Below are 16,680 nucleotides of genomic sequence, written 5' to 3'. Positions count from 1 at the left end.
ATCATTTTTGGTAATATTAAGCCTTAAAGATATGACTGCCTATCCTCCTTCCCTCATAAATTATTAAAATTATGCTTTCCAACAATAAACTAACCAAATGATAGCTCCAGATGTGCATTATGATTAATTTAGTACTATATTATTAATAGTTACCATGCATTATTACATTAATATTTTTAAACTCCTTATTTATTCTTAAAATATATTTATATAATCCACAAAAAATTAAAGTCCCACAGTGTACACTGTGGGACTTTCTCTAAAGTTCAACTAATATGATTTTAAATTAATAACAAATTTATTGGTTTTAAAAAACAAAAAACAAGTGTGTCAAGTGAAACGTCCCCTTGACACAAAAGGATACAGATAAACCCTCTGCATCCTTTGCAATAAAAAGTATACCTTCTCAAATCACACTATAACCATCTTCTACGTGCAAATCCTCGTCCGCGACCTCTCCCCAATCTCCTTATCCCTAAGGGATAAGCCCTTCGCATCAGAAAGTCACTCTTAGGATATACACTAGGTGTATAAGTTGTAGAGTTATTGACTGGAGCAGAGTTATAAGTATCAGTTATGGGAACAACACAATAACCTCTCCCCCTGCCAGTTATAGGACCTTGCCCTGATGGGCCTGTTCCATCAAATCCTGGCATATATAACCCTCCCTTCATCATAAAATCTAATTATTTATTTTGGGCCTATGCCCATATCCTGCATAATTAAATTTTACTCTAGTTTCGGGCATATGTCAATAACTATAACGCATTATTTATATTTTATGGCATTTTCAGGACACTTTTCCGCACATCTCCCACACACAAGACATTCTGACTTATATATCATATACTTGCCTTGATTTACCTCTACAGCATTTGAAGGACATATCCTATTGCATGCACCGCAAGATATACATAGTTCATCATCAATGCTATAACTGCGCCTTGATAGTTTTCCTACAACATGCAAGATAGTGCCATATGGACAAAGATACCTATGCCATAACTTTTCCGGAAAAAAGATTGTCAAAGCCACGCCTATAACCAACAATGCAGGCAAAACGGGAAGCTTTTTTCCGCTTATCCTTACGAATACAAAAGTCAAAATAAAGACTATCAGAACACCGTACCGAAATACAGATTTTTTGATAAATCTAGGCACTGATAAGCTTTTCCTCCCAAGCCTATCCTTTATATTTGTCACCAAATTCATAACCGTATTTATCGGGCATATCCATCCGCAATAAAAACGTCCAAAAAACAAAGTAAAGATAACACTTATAGCGAAAACACCCATCCAGATCTGAATTTTCCCCGTATATATAAGTGCAATAAACAGTAGAAGAAATAATACCTGCGAAGACCTTCTCAATATTTTAGACACGTCATTTACCCTCCTTATCTTTCTTGTATTTATACATTTATTGTAATATAATGAGTGATAAAAATCGGTATCAAATGTTACATGATTACGGAAGGTGATAAAAATGTTTGAAAAAACTGCAAAAAAACTGGAAGGCTCTCCGTTGTTCCAAGGAATTGTTGGAAATGATCTGATTTCATTGTTATACTGCCTTGAACCAAGAATCCGTATATATGAAAAAAACCAATACATCACAATAGCCGGTGATAAATTTGATAGCACAGGTGTAGTACTAGAAGGCCAAGCGATGGTTAATAAAGAAAATGCCGCAGGAAATCGAATCATGATGACTATGCTCAAACCCGGGGATATGTTCGGTGAGGTACTGGTATTTTCCAACCAGTCAATTTGGCCTTCTACTGTTCAAGCCTACGGAAATTGCAAAGTGCTTTTTCTAACAAAGGATAAAATCATGGGTAAATGCGAAAAAATATGCCCACACCACAAGATGATCATTCAAAATATGCTTACAATCGTATCTGAAAAAGCCTTGTTGCTTAATAGAAGAGTGGAATATCTGACTATAGTGGGAATACGAAAAAAGATCAGCACATTTTTGATAGAACAGTATAAAAAAAAGAAAAGCACCACTTTTACACTCCCAATGAATAGAAGGGAGCTGGCTGAATTTTTAAACGTATCCCGCCCCTCCCTATCAAGAGAAATGTGTAGAATGCGCGACCAAGACATCATTGACTTTCACATGGCCACAATAAAAATAATAGATGTTGAACAGCTAAAAAAACAGATCTAACCTCATTCCCTAACCATCTGCGCCCCACACTTGGGGCATTTGATTGAATAACAAGGATTCCCTGCCTGATGAGGCACCCTGTATTTACAGTTTGGGCATATGCAGTAACCGCCTGTTCCTGATCCTGGGCTACTGCCTCCCATCCTTCCTCTTCCCCTACCTGCACCAGCGCCGGCACCTCTCCCAGTACCCGGGCCCTGGCCTGCAGGACCTGTTCCATCTCCAAAAGGCATACAATACCTCCTTATATCTTAATTAATCACTCATCCTCATGATCACATTCAACTTTTTCGACACCGTATCCTCTTCCGGCACCCGGCGTACATAAACCATCTCCGCCTTCAAGGATACCTTTCTCAAATTTTTCTATAGCTTGATCAACGCCTCCATCCACGCCCATTATGGTCTCTATATCCAGCTCCTCAAAAAGTCCTCTAGCTCTTGCTCCCATGCTTCCGCAAATAATCACCTTTACACCTTTATCATGCAGGAACTTAGGAATATAACCTGGCGAATGTCCCGGATTTTTGACCTCTGTCTTTTTAACTGTTTTTCCGTTTTCAATGTCAACTAAAGTGAAAGACGGACATCTTCCAAAATGGGGAGACACATATCTCCCATCTGTAGAAATAGCTATACGCATATCAAATCCTCCATTAAAACATTTACCTTCTATTACCTCATTCCAAAATGAGAAGAAACAGTAGTGGTTATTTTTTCAAGAAGTCCTTTCTTAAAACTTTCCACATTTTCTCTAACCGATGTCGATTGTCCACGATATATTTCAATATTTGCCGCTTTCAAAACATTCATGGCATTTGGCCCCACATTCCCGGTAATCACCGCTTCAACATTTTTATCTGCCATAAACTGTCCTGAAGTTATTCCGGCTCCACCCCCGGAAACAGCCGCAGCATTTTCAATCGATTCAAATTCCATGGTTTCAGTGTCTACAACGATGAAATATGCTGCCCTTCCAAATCTAGGATCCATCTTGCTATCAATAGAATCTCCAGTTGAAGAAATACAAATCTTCATATATTTTCCTCCTTTTTTAATGAAATACAATATGTATTATAAGCTTATGCCCATAATTAATTTTAATACTATTTTGGGCATATGTCAATTAAAAATACCAAGCCCAGCTTATCGCTAATTGCTATATTGAATGTCCTGACATGTTCTGTAAACATCCTTTTGTATCCGGTCTGTTATAACATACCGGCAACCTTCCGGCGAGGACGGGAGTTTGGAGCGAAACCCAAAGGTTTTATTAACCTATTATCCCATTTGCTGATTTATATCCAAATATTCTTGGAGGATAATTATTCATCCAGTGTTCTATTCTTTTAATATCTGAATGTGGATAATTACCTATATTTGTATTTTCTTTCTAGTACATTAAGCTTGCCACCTACTACACAGTGATTTCCCAGTATCCGTATTCTTTAATCTCATTAGCAGCTTTAGGTCTTTGTTCTATACTTTTCCCTTTTACATTATTTAATACTACTTTATAAATTGCTATATAAATGGCTGGATTTTTAAAATACACAGCTAAAATTTCATAATCCCTTTTTAAATAAATCACTTCCCCTAAACATAAAGCATATGATATTAATAATAAAACAATACGAAAGGAAAGAGTAATATGTATAACCCATATGATTATCCTTATTGGAACAATCCACCAATGTGCTGTCCGGGATACTGGCCGCAGCCGATTAAATTGAAAGATTATGGGCCACGACCCTTTGTAATCAATATTGAACAAGCTACTAAACAAAATAACACTTTCCGAACAGCCTTGTGGACAGGTAAATATCTGCAACTCACCCTGATGAGTATCAATGTAGGAGATGACATAGGTTTAGAGATGCATCCCGACGTGGATCAGTTTATACGCATCGAACAAGGTCAAGGGCTTGTTATGATGGGGGATAAAAAAGATAAGCTATGTTTTCAAAAAAGAGTTTGTGATGACTATGCAATATTCATCCCTGCTGGTAAATGGCACAATTTGATCAATACAGGATATGTACCACTTAAATTGTACTCTATTTATGCACCACCTGAGCACCCACATGGTACAGTTCATAAAACTAAAGAGGATGCTGAGGAACACCACGGATACTAAATAGTCAAAGATCCTTGAAACTATTAATCATTTATTATATTAAAGGTTTAGTATTTAATAACAAGCTATATCTTATCCCTGATGGAATAGCTTGTTTTTTTTGAACAAAACCTCTCACCTCCCTTGCTGGTACACATTTATATCTTATACGTATAATGAATTATATATAAATATCTAAAAATGGAGGAGAAATAGAATGCAATTTTGTTATGGTGATAAAAATCATGTAAGAATTCTAGAAGAATCCGAATTCTGGAAAAGACAAGAATCAGAGCATACAGTTGTAATCAGAGAGATTGTCCAAGGTTTGGAAGAAGAATTTGTAGTGGGATTAAAGGAAAGCCAGCGAATCTTCAGTGCAACAGAGGCTACCATCATACAGTATATTGAAAGATTGAATAGAACTAATTTTTTGATAACGCCCGGAATAATACAAGAGATAATACACTTAATTGAAATTGCTCTACGCCAAAGTCAAACATTTGTATGCTTTTTGGGCATTATCATCAAAGAGAGCTCTGCAGTCAAAAACAATTTAACAGCGGTAGTGGTGATCAATCATATTATCAGAGAATCTGAGTACTACATTGGTATAGCCAAGGCATATCTTAGTTATGTAACCAATAGATAAGCTATGATAACAGGTAGATAAAAAAAACAAAAAGTATCAGGGACGGTCCCCTCCGCTTTTATCTACCTGCTTTTTAGACTGATTTTATGCACAAGATTATTATTTACCTCCAATAACCCGGCAATCTTTCTGTGGCTTAATTTTGTCTTTGTTAATAATTCCTTTATTATATCATTCAACAATTCTGGATTCTTCTTGATTTGAGCTGAATCTAAAATTCCTTTGGATATACAAAATTCGCTTATTATACGTTGAGCTAATTTATATCTGTTCCTTTCCACTTCTTCTTTGGTATCTAAAAATTCCCTGAAGTCCTCCTGCTCATGAAAGTTTTTATAACTTTCCTCGCCGTTGAATATGTCCAGTATGAATTCCCTAGCCTCACTATTGATTATAGTCACATCTTCTAGATACTCTTTATAGCTGCTCCAGCTATATTTATCAATATCTCCGATCAGCCCGGCTTTAATCGGATTTGCATGAACGTACCTGATTGCTTGCAGTAAATGTGTTGTATCTTTGATAATCTCACTTTTGTATCTACCCTGAAAAACATGCCCTACTCTGTCAAAATCATTATTATATCTCATAGCATACCTTGTATTTACTTTCTTTAATGCCTTTGAAATATCATTGATTTTTCCCTTCAGCACAAGGTGAATATGATTGTCCATCACACAATAAGCGACAATTTGAATATATGTATTTGTCAGCACGTCTTGTATGATTTCAAGAAACATACCTTTATACTTTTTCCCCGGAAATATTTTTTCTTTATTGATTCCCCTCATCATGACATGATAAAAATCTGTCGGGCTGATTTCTCTCGCCTTTCTAGGCATAATCATCACCTCGATCAAAATAGCATTAGATTATCAAAAAGCATCAGGGACTGTCCCTGATGCTTAATTATGACCTTTATTGGTGGAGGCGAGGGGAATCGAACCCCTGTCCGAAGATGCACCCACAAGAGTATCTCCGAGCGCAGTTGTTGTTTTTTTGTTTCGCCTCACATACCTCCCAACAACCGGATGTATGCTACGCTAGCTTCATTGGTTCTGACCTGACTCAAAGCTTTGCCAGGCTAGTTGCCCGCTGTTTTGTCGCCCATCTTCAAGCTGCGGGAACACCTAAAGAGGACGTTAGCTGCTTTACGCAGCTAATGCAAATTCTGGTTCTCTATTTGCGTTTATATTTAGTTTCCAGGTTTTTGACACGGTTCCCGGAAGATCCGCGGCTCGCTGCTCCTGACAGTATCATCCCCGTCGAAACCTGTACGCCCCCATGTATTTTTATTATATATATTTATCTTTTAATTGTCTCTCCATCCTTCTCTTCGCTTCTTTTTCAGCTATATCACGTCTTTTATCGTATGACTTCTTCCCTTTTGCAATAGCAAGTTCAACCTTTACTAATCCCCTAGTAATATACACTGATAAAGGCACAATAGAATAACCTTTTTGAGTAGTATATCCAATAAGCTTATCGATCTCTCTTTTATGAAGGAGGAGCTTTCTAGTCCTTATAGGGTCTCTATTATATATATTCCCTTTTTCATAAGGGCTAATATGCATATTCAATAAAAAGACTTCACCATTTTTTATTAATGCATAGCTATCTTTAATATTGACTTTTCCCTGCCTTATAGATTTGACTTCCGTTCCGGTAAGTACTATTCCAGCCTCAAAAGTCTGTTCTATAAAGTATTCATAGGTAGCCTTTTTATTTCTAGCTACTTTTTTTATCTCTTTATCTCGCATTCCATGCACCTGCTTTTAAGAAAAACAACCCTATTCGGAAGAATAGGGCACATTCAACGTATCATATATTATAGCATTTATATATCACTTGTCAAGTCACTGATTATGTGACCAAAGCATGTTATTGTTCTGTTTGCTCTGTTTCATCACTGTCGTCAGAATCAGATGGTGTTTTATTGTCAGATTTTTCGGGTGTCTTGGCTTGTTCCTTTTTAGTATCTGGCTTTTGTTTCGGCTTCTCTGGATTATATTTTATTACCCCTTTAAAGGGTTTAAAATAATCATTTGCAATAAGCTCCGTTTTAACCTTTTTACCGTTCTCGTATATCACCTTGTAAGACTTTACTTTATATCCCTGCCTAGCAGGAGCCTCTACTACCTCTTGCCCGGGTTTCAATGTTTTATCCACTATTCTGTCATATCCAGGAGCAGGAATTGTTGCATAAACATTTGTAGATAATCTTACCTCCCTATTGTTAGGTAAAGGTTCACCATAAACCTGTATATTTAACTGATTATTGTATATATAGCTTGCAAGAAAAACCGGTGTATCTCTATTGTTTTTAAATTTAAAATCCTTCACACCATAATAAACGGTAGCATCTAAACCTTTGGGTATATACCATATCGGATAGGCATGATGATAGCGTTCAACTATTTCTAGGTCAGCCATCAAAACTGCATTGTATAGAGTAGAGGATACTTGACAAACTCCTCCTCCCAATTCGTCTACCAGTTTATTCCCTATTATTACTTGCCCTTCTCTATAGCCCTTTGCAGCTGTTCTCTCGCCTGTAGTTTCATTTAAGGAAAATACCTGCCCGGGATCTATTTTCTTACCATGAAACGCCTTAGATGCAACCCTCACATTTGCCCTTCTGCTTTCTGTACTATTTCCCAGAGAACTACTGAAGGACACTATCCTATGTGTACATTTTTGAAGGTCTTTTGAAAAAACCTTAGGCTGTACAGGGTTTATTACAAGTTCTACATCGCCATAATCTTTGTTTTTAAGTTTTTGCCTTATAGTATTCATGGTCTTTTCAAAATCAAATTTTTGCCCGGATTTTTCTTTGCTAATGCTGAACTTTTGTTTGTTATCAGGATAAAATTCTATCACAGCATCCACAGGTTCAATATCCACTTGTTCAGATATCTGTTTTACTTTATCTTCTAAAAGCGTATCATCATAAGTCATGTTGGTATTAAATTTAACGCCTTCATTTCTAACTCGGTATATTTCAGCTAACTTCCTGAATGCATTTCCCTGTCTCCCTATTTTATATGCCTCATCTACCACTTGCTCTGTGTTGTATTTTGCGTCAACATCTCGGTATCCAAATTCCCAAACATCATCTTCATAAGTCAGTCTAATGTTGATTTTATCCAATTCAGGTTGATGTAGTTCATTTAATTTATCAACAGCCTGCTGTTTAGTCATTTGACTCACATCAATCCCATCTATGTATATATTGTAATATATAGTGTTAAGGTTTAAAATCTGGTATGCATATACACCCACAGCTCCACATGCTATTAAAAATAGTATTAAAACTATGATACCTACAATTAATAAAGGGTTCCTTCGCTTTTTAACAACTTGTTGCGTTGCTTCCATATTTATCCTCCAATGAGCAGAATATATGTTACACTTCAATGATTTTACAATAAACTAGCCTGTAAAGTAAATAATAATGATAAAACATAATTAAAAATTAAAGTCTTGTAATATATTTTTAATAATGTTTTATCTCTATTCAACAAATTCAAAATCTATCTCCCTGCTAGGGATATCTACGTTTAGAACTTTCACTCTCACTGAATCGCCTAGCCTATATACTTTTTTGGTTCTCTCGCCTATAAAGCAATAATGCTTATCATTATATATATAATAATCATCTTCCAAGGCAGTTACTCTCACCAACCCTTCTATTGTGTTTTCAAGTTCAACAAAGATACCATAGCTGGTGACTCCTGAAATAATGCCGTCATATTCTTGGCCTATCCTGCTGCTCATGTACTCTGCCTTTTTAAGGTCCTCAGTCTCTCTCTCCGCTTCTTCAGCCAAGCGCTCTCTTTGTGAACTTTTATAAGCGATATCTTGTACTTTATCCTTTAATATATTTATTCGCCTTTCATTTAGTTTATTACCATTCATCTGCTTTATAATTCTATGTATAACCAAATCAGGATATCTTCTTATCGGAGAAGTAAAGTGGGTATAAAACTTGGCAGCCAGCCCGAAATGCCCCAAATTCTCGGCATTATAACGAGCTCTTTTTAAGGATCTAAGCATTATTGCACTTATGATGCTTTCCTCTTTTCTCCCTTTTATCTCTTCAAGCAAAGTTTGAAGGGCTTTAGGGTGTATATCTCCCCCTATACCTTTTAATCTGTATCCAAAATTATGGATAAATTCATTGAATTCAAGTAATCGATCTGAATCAGGCTCTTCATGTATCCTGTATATAAAAGGGATATCTAGCCAAAACATAGATTCAGCTATAGTCTCATTGCATTTCAGCATGAACTCCTCAATTATTTGATTTGATATTTCCCTTTGATATTTGTATATGCTTGTGGGATTACCTTCAAAATCTAGGTTGATCTTTGATTCCTCCATATCAAAATCTATGCTTCCCCTCTCCATCCTTCTCCTTCTCAATATTCTGCAAAGATCCTCCATATCTTTGAACTGCTTATAAAGATATCCATATCTTTGACGAAGTTCTTGATCGTCATCCTCTAAAATAGATGTAACATCGGTATAAGTCATCCGCTCATTTACATTTATCACACTTTCAGTTATCCTGTGATTTTTAACATCACCTTTTTTGTCTATTTCCATAAACACTGTAAGTGCAAGTCTATCCTCACCTGCATTAAGACTGCATATCCCGTTGGATAGCTCTCTAGGAAGCATGGGTATAACTCTGTCCACTAGATACACGCTACATCCCCTGTTATAAGCTTCTTGATCTAATGGGCTGTTTTCTCTTACATAATGGCTTACATCGGCAATATGTACTCCCAACAGATAATTTCCATTCTCCAGCATCTGAACTGAAACTGCATCATCCAAGTCTTTTGCGTCTTCACCGTCTATTGTGACCATTTCTATTTGTCTTAAATCTTCTCTTTTCTTTAACTCTTGATCTAATACATGATCAGGAATTGACTCTGCCTGTTTTTTTACCTCTTCCGGAAAATGTTCGGAAAGATTGTATTGGCGAATTACAGATAATATATCAGTGCCTATATCATCTTTCTGCCCTAGCACTTCGACTATTTTACCTTCAGGATTCCTACGCTTTTCAGGCCATTTAGTGATCTCGGCTACAACTTTTGCACCAGTCTTTGCGCCTTCTGTCTCACCCTTAGGTATGAATATATCGTAAAAAATCTTACGATTATCAGGCACCACAAAACCAAAGTTTCTGCTGTCCTCAAATGTACCTACCACTTCATGATTCGCTCGCTCAATTATCCTGTAAACTTCTCCTTCAAGGGAATTCCCCCGTTCTGTTTTAGGGAGCAATTTTACCATAACCCTATCATCGTTCATGGCACCATTGCAATTTTCCGGAGATATATATACATCCCCCATAGTCTTGTCATCGGGAATTAAGAATGCAAAGCCTTTTTTATTGCCCTGTAGTACTCCTAATATAATATTCAATCTATGGGGTAAAGCATATTTCTTTTTTCGTGTAACTATTACAAGCCCTTCCTTCTCCATTTCCTTTAAAATTTCTTTTAATAATTGTGTGTCGCTTGAAGAAAAATTCATCCCATTTATAAGTTCTTTTATAGTCATAGGTTTATATGTTCTTTCTTCCATAAATTCAAGTATGTTTTGTTTTATATTCACCTCATCACTCCTCTATGCTTATTTTACCCAATTATAAAAAAATAAAAACACCCGAAAACACGGGTGCATCATTATATCACGAATTTTAAATACAAATCAAACTCATTATAACCCAAGATCTTCCGATATTTCTCTCATGGCCTCCAAGGACAGTCCGATAAATTCTTCCAGAGAATAGCCTAGCTCCGAACAGCTCTTTATCTGTTCTCTGTTAGCGCCCCGGGCAAAGGCCTTTTCCCCAAATCTCCTTATGATAAAATCCACGTCTATATCCGAAAGCTTTTTGTTAGGGCTTATCAATGCTGCAGCAACTATGAGACCTGTTGTAGGGTCAGCACAGTATAAAGCCTTGTCCATATTTGTTTTTCTCTCTAATCCATGAATCTCATTATGCACTCTTACGGCATAAACGATATCCGGACTTATCCCCTGTTCTTCAAGCATTTTAGCTCCTAACAAACTATGTTGCCGGGCATCTTTTGCAGTCTTTTCATAATCTATATCATGCAATAAGCCTGCCAGTGCCCATTTTTCCGTATCTTCATTCAGGTCCTCTGCTAACTTTTTCATTATAGCTTCAGTTGCAAGCACATGTTTGAACAGATTCTTGTTTTTTAAGTGCTTCTTCACGTAAGCTACTGCCTGTTGTCTATCCAATCTACTCCCTCCCCATCAGTTAGAGCATTACAGTTTCACACATATATTTTATAAACTTAAATACTGTTGCAGTACAGCTTTTTTATCATTATATCACAATGTATAATATTGGTTAATAGTCAAAACCTATTAACCAAATAAAGAGAAACTTTAAAGTTTCTCTTTATTTATATGAACAATGGTGCGAAAATCAAAGCCACAATAGTCATTAATTTTATCAATATATTGATTGATGGACCTGATGTGTCCTTAAACGGGTCCCCTACAGTATCTCCCACCACTGCTGCTTGATGAGCAGGACTACCTTTACCGCCATGCTCCCCATCTTCTATATATTTTTTGGCATTATCCCAGGCTCCACCTGAATTGGCCATCTGTATAGCCATGAGCACACCTGTTACCAATGCTCCTGCCAATAATCCTCCTAATGCTTCTTTACCTAACAAAAATCCTATCAATATAGGAGCTATTACTGCTATAAGTCCGGGAATTATCATCTGTTTCAATGCAGAAGTAGTGCTGATATCTACACATCTCTCGTAGTCGGGTTTTGCTTTGCCTTCCATCAATCCTTCTATCTCTTTAAACTGTCTCCTTACCTCTTCTATCATCTCATGGGCCGCTTTCCCTACTGACTGCATAGTAAGTGCGGAAAAAAGATAAGGTAGCATTCCTCCTATAAACATTCCTATTATAACCCTTGAGTCTATGATATTAATCGTTTCAAGGCCAACAGCTTGAGAATAAGATGCAAAAAGCGCTAATGCAGTTAATGCAGCAGAACCTATAGCAAATCCTTTGCCCACTGCAGCTGTAGTGTTACCCACTGAATCAAGTTTATCAGTGATAGCCCTTACATCAGGACCCAGTCCTGCCATTTCAGAAATTCCACCTGCGTTGTCAGCTATAGGACCATAAGCATCAACAGCTACTGTCATACCCGTTGTAGATAGCATTCCAACCGCTGCAAGTGCTATTCCGTAAAGACCTGCTGTTTTGAAAGCAATAAAAATGGCTATTGCGATAAATATCATAGGCAAGGCTGTACTCATCATACCTGTTGCAAAACCGCTTATGATATTAGTAGCTGCTCCTGTTTCAGATTGAGCGGCTATCTCTTGTACAGGTTTATAATCTGCAGAAGTATAGTATTCTGTGAGTTTACCTATAATTATACCTGCTATAAGTCCGGATATCACTGAACAAGAAGGCATAAGGCTACCTAAAAATATATTGCTTAAAAATAAAGATGCTATCACTACAAGTATTCCACTAACAAGGGTACCCAAGCTTAAACATCTTTGAGGATCAGTACCTTCCTTTCCTCTCACGAAAAGGCTGCCTATAATTGAAGCCACAATACCAAATGCAGCAAGAAATAAGGGATATAAAGCACCCTCAATGCCAAAAACAATGATACCAAGAGTTATAGCAGATATTATTGAGCCTACATATGATTCAAAAAGGTCAGCTCCCATGCCAGCTACATCTCCCACATTATCTCCTACATTATCCGCTATCACCGCTGGGTTTCTAGGGTCGTCTTCCGGTATGCCGGCTTCTACTTTCCCCACCAAGTCTGCACCCACATCGGCGGCTTTGGTATAAATCCCTCCTCCTACACGGGCAAAAAGAGCGATTGAGCTTGCTCCCAGCCCAAAACCGGTGATCACTACTACATCTTTGAATATGAAGTAAAGTACCGATAGCCCAAGCAAACCAAGGCCTACAACTGACATTCCCATAACTGCACCACCGGAAAATGCAATATTTAAGGCCTTATTCTCTCCATGTCGAGCTGCACTTGCAGTCCTTACATTTGCCTTAGTGGCAACATTCATCCCAAAATATCCTGCAAGCAAAGAAAATAAAGCACCTACCACAAAACATATTGCAGTAGCACCGTCAATCTTCCACCAAAGCAGTACAAATAATACTACTATGAAAGGAAGCAACATCCTGTATTCCCTTTTTAAAAATGCCATTGCACCTTTATGTATGCTTTCAGCAATTTCCTTCATCCGCCCTGTACCGGCATCCTGTCTATTGATTTTAGATACCAAGGATAAAGCAAATAAAAGCGCCAACACAGCAAAAATAGGTACTAAATAATATATACTGCTTAATTCACCATCCATTAATCCCACACTCCCAAAACAATATATCACTTTAACATTCTATGTCAAAGTGATATAAATAATTAATTTTTGTTTTATTACTGCATCATTCCAAGTATTATGGATAATACTATAAAAGCTATCGCAACATATTTAGTCCAATTATTCAGCTTTTCACTTATCCCTTTTGCACGATTTTTACCAAACATAGTTTCAGCCCCACCTGATATAGCACCCGATATACCTGCGCTTTTGCCCTCCTGCAAGAGGACTACCACAATAAGGAATATGCTAGAAAGCATTTGTACTATAGTAATAAACAGCTTCACAGTTTCATCTCTCCTTAAAAAATACCTATTAATACCCGTGAGAGTCAATATAGATATTTATAATACGGTTATTTTATCACAACCTACGGTAAAAATCAATAAAAGGCAAAATAAGGGATATTAAAATACCCCTTATTTTAAATTAAACCATGCATCCAAGCCGAGGTACTGCGCAGAATCGCCTAAAATTTCTTCATTTCTCAGGAGCTGGTTATATTTAACCACTCTATCGGTCCTAGAAGGTGCACCTGTCTTGATCTGTCCTGCATTTACAGCAACAACTAAATCAGCTATAGTAGAATCTTCAGTTTCTCCTGATCTATGGGAAACAACTGCTGTATATCCTGCCCTGTTAGCCATCTCTATGGCATCAAGTGTTTCAGTCAATGTACCTATCTGGTTTACTTTTATCAATATAGAGTTGGCAACACCTAACTCTATCCCTCTGGCCAATCTCTCAGTGTTGGTAACAAATAAGTCATCTCCCACTAACTGTATCTTTTTCCCTAACCTATCAGTTAACAGCTTCCATCCTTCCCAATCTTCTTCATCAAGGCCATCTTCTAGTGATATTATAGGATATTTGTTTGCCAATTCTTCATAATAATCCACCATTTCCTCAGAGGTTCTCACTACTCCTTCGCCAGGGAAATGATACTTTTTATCTTTTTTATCATACAGCTCACTCGCTGCAGCATCTATAGCTATTCTTACATCATCACCAGGCTTATAACCTGCCTTTTCTACCGCTTCTAATATTACTTCTATAGCCTCTTCATTAGTCTTAAGGTCTGGAGCAAAACCGCCCTCATCACCTACTGCAGTACTGTATCCTTTTGAGCCCAACACTTTTTTAAGATTATGGAATACTTCAGCGCACATCCTTAAAGCTTGTTTAAAGTTTTCAGCTCCTACAGGCATTATCATGAATTCCTGGATATCAACTGTATTGTCAGCATGCTCCCCACCGTTTAATATGTTCATCATAGGAACAGGCAATACTTTGCCGTTAACTCCGCCTAAATACTGGAAAAGCGGCATTCCAAGCTGTTCTGCTGCAGCCCTTGCAACAGCAAGTGAAACTCCCAGTATTGCATTCGCCCCTAATTTACCTTTATTCTCTGTCCCATCCAACTCTATCATAAAATTATCTATACCTGTCTGGTCCAATGCATCCATCCCGATTAATTCAGGTGCAATTACTTCATTGACATTGCTTACTGCTTTTTCTACACCTTTGCCTAAATATCTTGATTTATCTCCATCTCTTAATTCTACTGCCTCAAAAGCACCTGTGGATGCACCTGAAGGAACAGATGCTCTTCCAACAGCCCCGCCTTCCAGAAAAACTTCAACCTCTACAGTAGGGTTTCCTCTGGAATCCAGTATCTCTCGTGCAAATAAATCTGAAATTGTTGTCATAACCTTTTTTCTCCTTTCATATTCAAAAAATTATTTTTTAATCAAAGTTTGACCCGTCATTTGCTCGGGCTTTTCAATACCCATTATATCAAGCATTGTGGGAACTATATCCGCAAGTCGTCCACCATCTCTCAATGAAACGTCTTTTCTTTGGTCATCGACTAATATGAAGGGCACCGGGTTTGTAGAATGAGCTGTTACCGTACCTCCTGTAGCTATGTCTCTCATCAACTCGGCGTTACCGTGATCTGCAGTAATTATAGCCTTACCACCCTGCTTTCTTATGGCATCTATCACCTTTCCCACACATTTATCCACTATTTCTACAGCATCAATGGCTGCTGTCAAATCCCCGGTATGTCCTACCATATCAGGATTTGCATAGTTTAATATGATCACATCATATTTTTGTGAATCTATTCTATTTATCACTTCTTGCGTAACTTCCAGCGCACTCATTTCAGGTTTTTGGTCATAAGTAGGGACTTTAGGAGAAGGTATAAGAACCCTGTCCTCTCCCTCGTTGGGCTTTTCTACGCCTCCATTGAAAAAAAATGTCACATGGGCGTACTTTTCAGTTTCTGCTATCCTGAGCTGTTTCTTACCTAACTTGCTCAAATATTCCCCCAATGTATTTTCCAGCCGTTGGGGCTTAAATGCAACCTTCAGATTTTCAAAGGTTTTATCATATTGTGTCATGGATACAAAGAACACAGGCACATAACCATTTTTTCTCTCAAAATCACGGAAATCTTTCTCGATAAAGCTTCTAGTTATCTGTCTGGCTCTATCCGGCCTGAAATTAAAGAATATCACAGAATCATTGGGTTGGACAACTGCTACAGGTCCACCGTTTTCCTGTATAACCGTGGGTAACACAAATTCATCCGTTTTACCTAGGTTATATGACAAATCAACGGCTTCTATCCCATTATCAGCTATTTCTCCTTCTCCTAACACTATAGCATTATACGCTTTTTGATTTCTATCCCATCTTCTATCCCTATCCATAGCATAATATCTTCCAGAAATAGTAGCTATCTTCCCGATTCCCAGCTCTCTCATCTTACCTTCCAATGCCTCTATGTACTGTTTAGCACAAGCAGGAGGTACATCCCTGCCATCTAAAAAACCATGCACAAAAACTTTAGATAATCCATGTTTTTTAGCCAATTCAAGAAGAGCATATAAATGTTCTATGTGGCTATGTACCCCTCCGTCCGATAAAAGGCCCATTATATGAAGCTGAGAGTTATGCTTTTTCACATTGTCTATAGCATCAAGAAATTCCTTTTTATTAAAAAAATCTCCTTCTTTTATAGACAGACTTATCCGAGTAAAATCCTGATAAACTATTCTCCCGGCACCGATGTTAAGATGGCCTACCTCCGAATTGCCCATCTGTCCTTCTGGGAGCCCCACATCCAACCCACTTGCATGTATACATGCACTTGGATATTCTTTTTTGAGACTATCTATATTTTTTGTGTCAGCCAATTTGATAGCATTGCCTTCTCTGACATCACAATGGCCAAATCCATCAAGTATTATCAATGCTGTTGTATCTTTTGCCATGATGC

Annotated in this window: 18 protein-coding genes and 1 other RNA gene; 3 read left to right on the top strand and 16 right to left on the bottom strand. The window is 37.4% G+C overall.

Annotated features, from left to right (window positions below; all coding sequences use genetic code 11):
* Nucleotides 1–416: 416 nt before the first annotated feature.
* Nucleotides 417–656, bottom strand: a complete 240-nt coding sequence (locus tag PHP06_06180; GenBank protein MDD3840146.1) for a DUF5320 domain-containing protein — start codon at nucleotides 654–656, stop codon at nucleotides 417–419.
* 112 nt (nucleotides 657–768) lie between these two features.
* Entirely contained in the window at nucleotides 769–1,383 is a 615-nt protein-coding gene (locus PHP06_06175; protein ID MDD3840145.1) for a 4Fe-4S binding protein, read from the bottom strand.
* Nucleotides 1,384–1,486: 103 nt separating this feature from the next.
* Here PHP06_06175 and PHP06_06170 point away from each other — a divergent pair, with 103 nt between their 5' ends.
* Entirely contained in the window at nucleotides 1,487–2,176 is a 690-nt protein-coding gene (locus PHP06_06170) for a Crp/Fnr family transcriptional regulator (protein MDD3840144.1), read from the top strand.
* A gap of 2 nt (nucleotides 2,177–2,178) precedes the next feature.
* On the opposite strand, the gene PHP06_06165 is transcribed toward PHP06_06170, so the two are convergent.
* The 4 genes from PHP06_06165 to PHP06_06150 all read right to left on the bottom strand — a co-directional run bounded on the left by PHP06_06165 (nucleotide 2,179) and on the right by PHP06_06150 (nucleotide 3,767).
* Nucleotides 2,179–2,409, bottom strand: a complete 231-nt coding sequence (locus tag PHP06_06165) for a hypothetical protein (protein MDD3840143.1) — start codon at nucleotides 2,407–2,409, stop codon at nucleotides 2,179–2,181.
* Nucleotides 2,410–2,435: 26 nt separating this feature from the next.
* A complete protein-coding gene (locus PHP06_06160) occupies nucleotides 2,436–2,819 on the bottom strand; it encodes a NifB/NifX family molybdenum-iron cluster-binding protein (GenBank protein MDD3840142.1) in 384 nt (127 codons plus the stop codon).
* Between the two features lie 32 nt (nucleotides 2,820–2,851).
* Entirely contained in the window at nucleotides 2,852–3,214 is a 363-nt protein-coding gene (locus PHP06_06155; protein ID MDD3840141.1) for a NifB/NifX family molybdenum-iron cluster-binding protein, read from the bottom strand.
* 379 nt (nucleotides 3,215–3,593) lie between these two features.
* Nucleotides 3,594–3,767 carry a hypothetical protein gene (locus tag PHP06_06150; GenBank protein ID MDD3840140.1) on the bottom strand — a complete coding sequence of 58 codons (174 nt, stop codon included), beginning with the start codon at nucleotides 3,765–3,767 and terminating at the stop codon, nucleotides 3,594–3,596.
* Nucleotides 3,768–3,827: 60 nt separating this feature from the next.
* Here PHP06_06150 and PHP06_06145 point away from each other — a divergent pair, with 60 nt between their 5' ends.
* Nucleotides 3,828–4,313, top strand: coding sequence for a cupin domain-containing protein (locus tag PHP06_06145; protein MDD3840139.1), 486 nt, complete (start codon nucleotides 3,828–3,830; stop codon nucleotides 4,311–4,313).
* A gap of 196 nt (nucleotides 4,314–4,509) precedes the next feature.
* Nucleotides 4,510–4,944, top strand: a complete 435-nt coding sequence (locus PHP06_06140; protein MDD3840138.1) for a DUF2935 domain-containing protein — start codon at nucleotides 4,510–4,512, stop codon at nucleotides 4,942–4,944.
* A 62-nt stretch (nucleotides 4,945–5,006) separates the two neighbouring features.
* On the opposite strand, the gene PHP06_06135 is transcribed toward PHP06_06140, so the two are convergent.
* The 10 genes from PHP06_06135 to gpmI form a co-directional block, all read right to left on the bottom strand.
* Nucleotides 5,007–5,786 (bottom strand): transposase, encoded by a 780-nt coding sequence (locus tag PHP06_06135; GenBank protein ID MDD3840137.1) that lies wholly within the window; start codon nucleotides 5,784–5,786, stop codon nucleotides 5,007–5,009.
* Nucleotides 5,787–5,866: 80 nt separating this feature from the next.
* Nucleotides 5,867–6,228: a transfer-messenger RNA gene (gene ssrA, locus PHP06_06130) on the bottom strand.
* 11 nt (nucleotides 6,229–6,239) lie between these two features.
* Entirely contained in the window at nucleotides 6,240–6,704 is a 465-nt protein-coding gene (gene smpB / locus PHP06_06125; protein MDD3840136.1) for an SsrA-binding protein SmpB, read from the bottom strand.
* A gap of 121 nt (nucleotides 6,705–6,825) precedes the next feature.
* On the bottom strand, nucleotides 6,826–8,322 hold the full coding sequence (locus tag PHP06_06120) for a VanW family protein (GenBank protein ID MDD3840135.1): 1,497 nt from the start codon (nucleotides 8,320–8,322) through the stop codon (nucleotides 6,826–6,828).
* A 135-nt stretch (nucleotides 8,323–8,457) separates the two neighbouring features.
* Nucleotides 8,458–10,575, bottom strand: a complete 2,118-nt coding sequence (gene rnr / locus PHP06_06115) for a ribonuclease R (protein ID MDD3840134.1) — start codon at nucleotides 10,573–10,575, stop codon at nucleotides 8,458–8,460.
* A 105-nt stretch (nucleotides 10,576–10,680) separates the two neighbouring features.
* Nucleotides 10,681–11,232 (bottom strand): HDIG domain-containing protein, encoded by a 552-nt coding sequence (locus tag PHP06_06110; protein ID MDD3840133.1) that lies wholly within the window; start codon nucleotides 11,230–11,232, stop codon nucleotides 10,681–10,683.
* Between the two features lie 167 nt (nucleotides 11,233–11,399).
* Nucleotides 11,400–13,370, bottom strand: coding sequence for a sodium-translocating pyrophosphatase (locus PHP06_06105; GenBank protein ID MDD3840132.1), 1,971 nt, complete (start codon nucleotides 13,368–13,370; stop codon nucleotides 11,400–11,402).
* 77 nt (nucleotides 13,371–13,447) lie between these two features.
* Nucleotides 13,448–13,678 carry a preprotein translocase subunit SecG gene (gene secG, locus PHP06_06100; GenBank protein ID MDD3840131.1) on the bottom strand — a complete coding sequence of 77 codons (231 nt, stop codon included), beginning with the start codon at nucleotides 13,676–13,678 and terminating at the stop codon, nucleotides 13,448–13,450.
* A gap of 132 nt (nucleotides 13,679–13,810) precedes the next feature.
* Entirely contained in the window at nucleotides 13,811–15,100 is a 1,290-nt protein-coding gene (gene eno, locus PHP06_06095) for a phosphopyruvate hydratase (GenBank protein ID MDD3840130.1), read from the bottom strand.
* 30 nt (nucleotides 15,101–15,130) lie between these two features.
* Nucleotides 15,131–16,675, bottom strand: coding sequence for a 2,3-bisphosphoglycerate-independent phosphoglycerate mutase (gene gpmI, locus PHP06_06090; protein MDD3840129.1), 1,545 nt, complete (start codon nucleotides 16,673–16,675; stop codon nucleotides 15,131–15,133).
* Nucleotides 16,676–16,680: the final 5 nt, after the last annotated feature.

This window comes from Clostridia bacterium (genome assembly GCA_028698525.1).
Taxonomy (GTDB): domain Bacteria; phylum Bacillota; class Clostridia; order JAQVDB01; family JAQVDB01; genus JAQVDB01.
The sequence above is the reverse complement of the archived record's forward strand: the minus strand, read 5'-3'. Positions and strand labels throughout refer to the sequence as shown.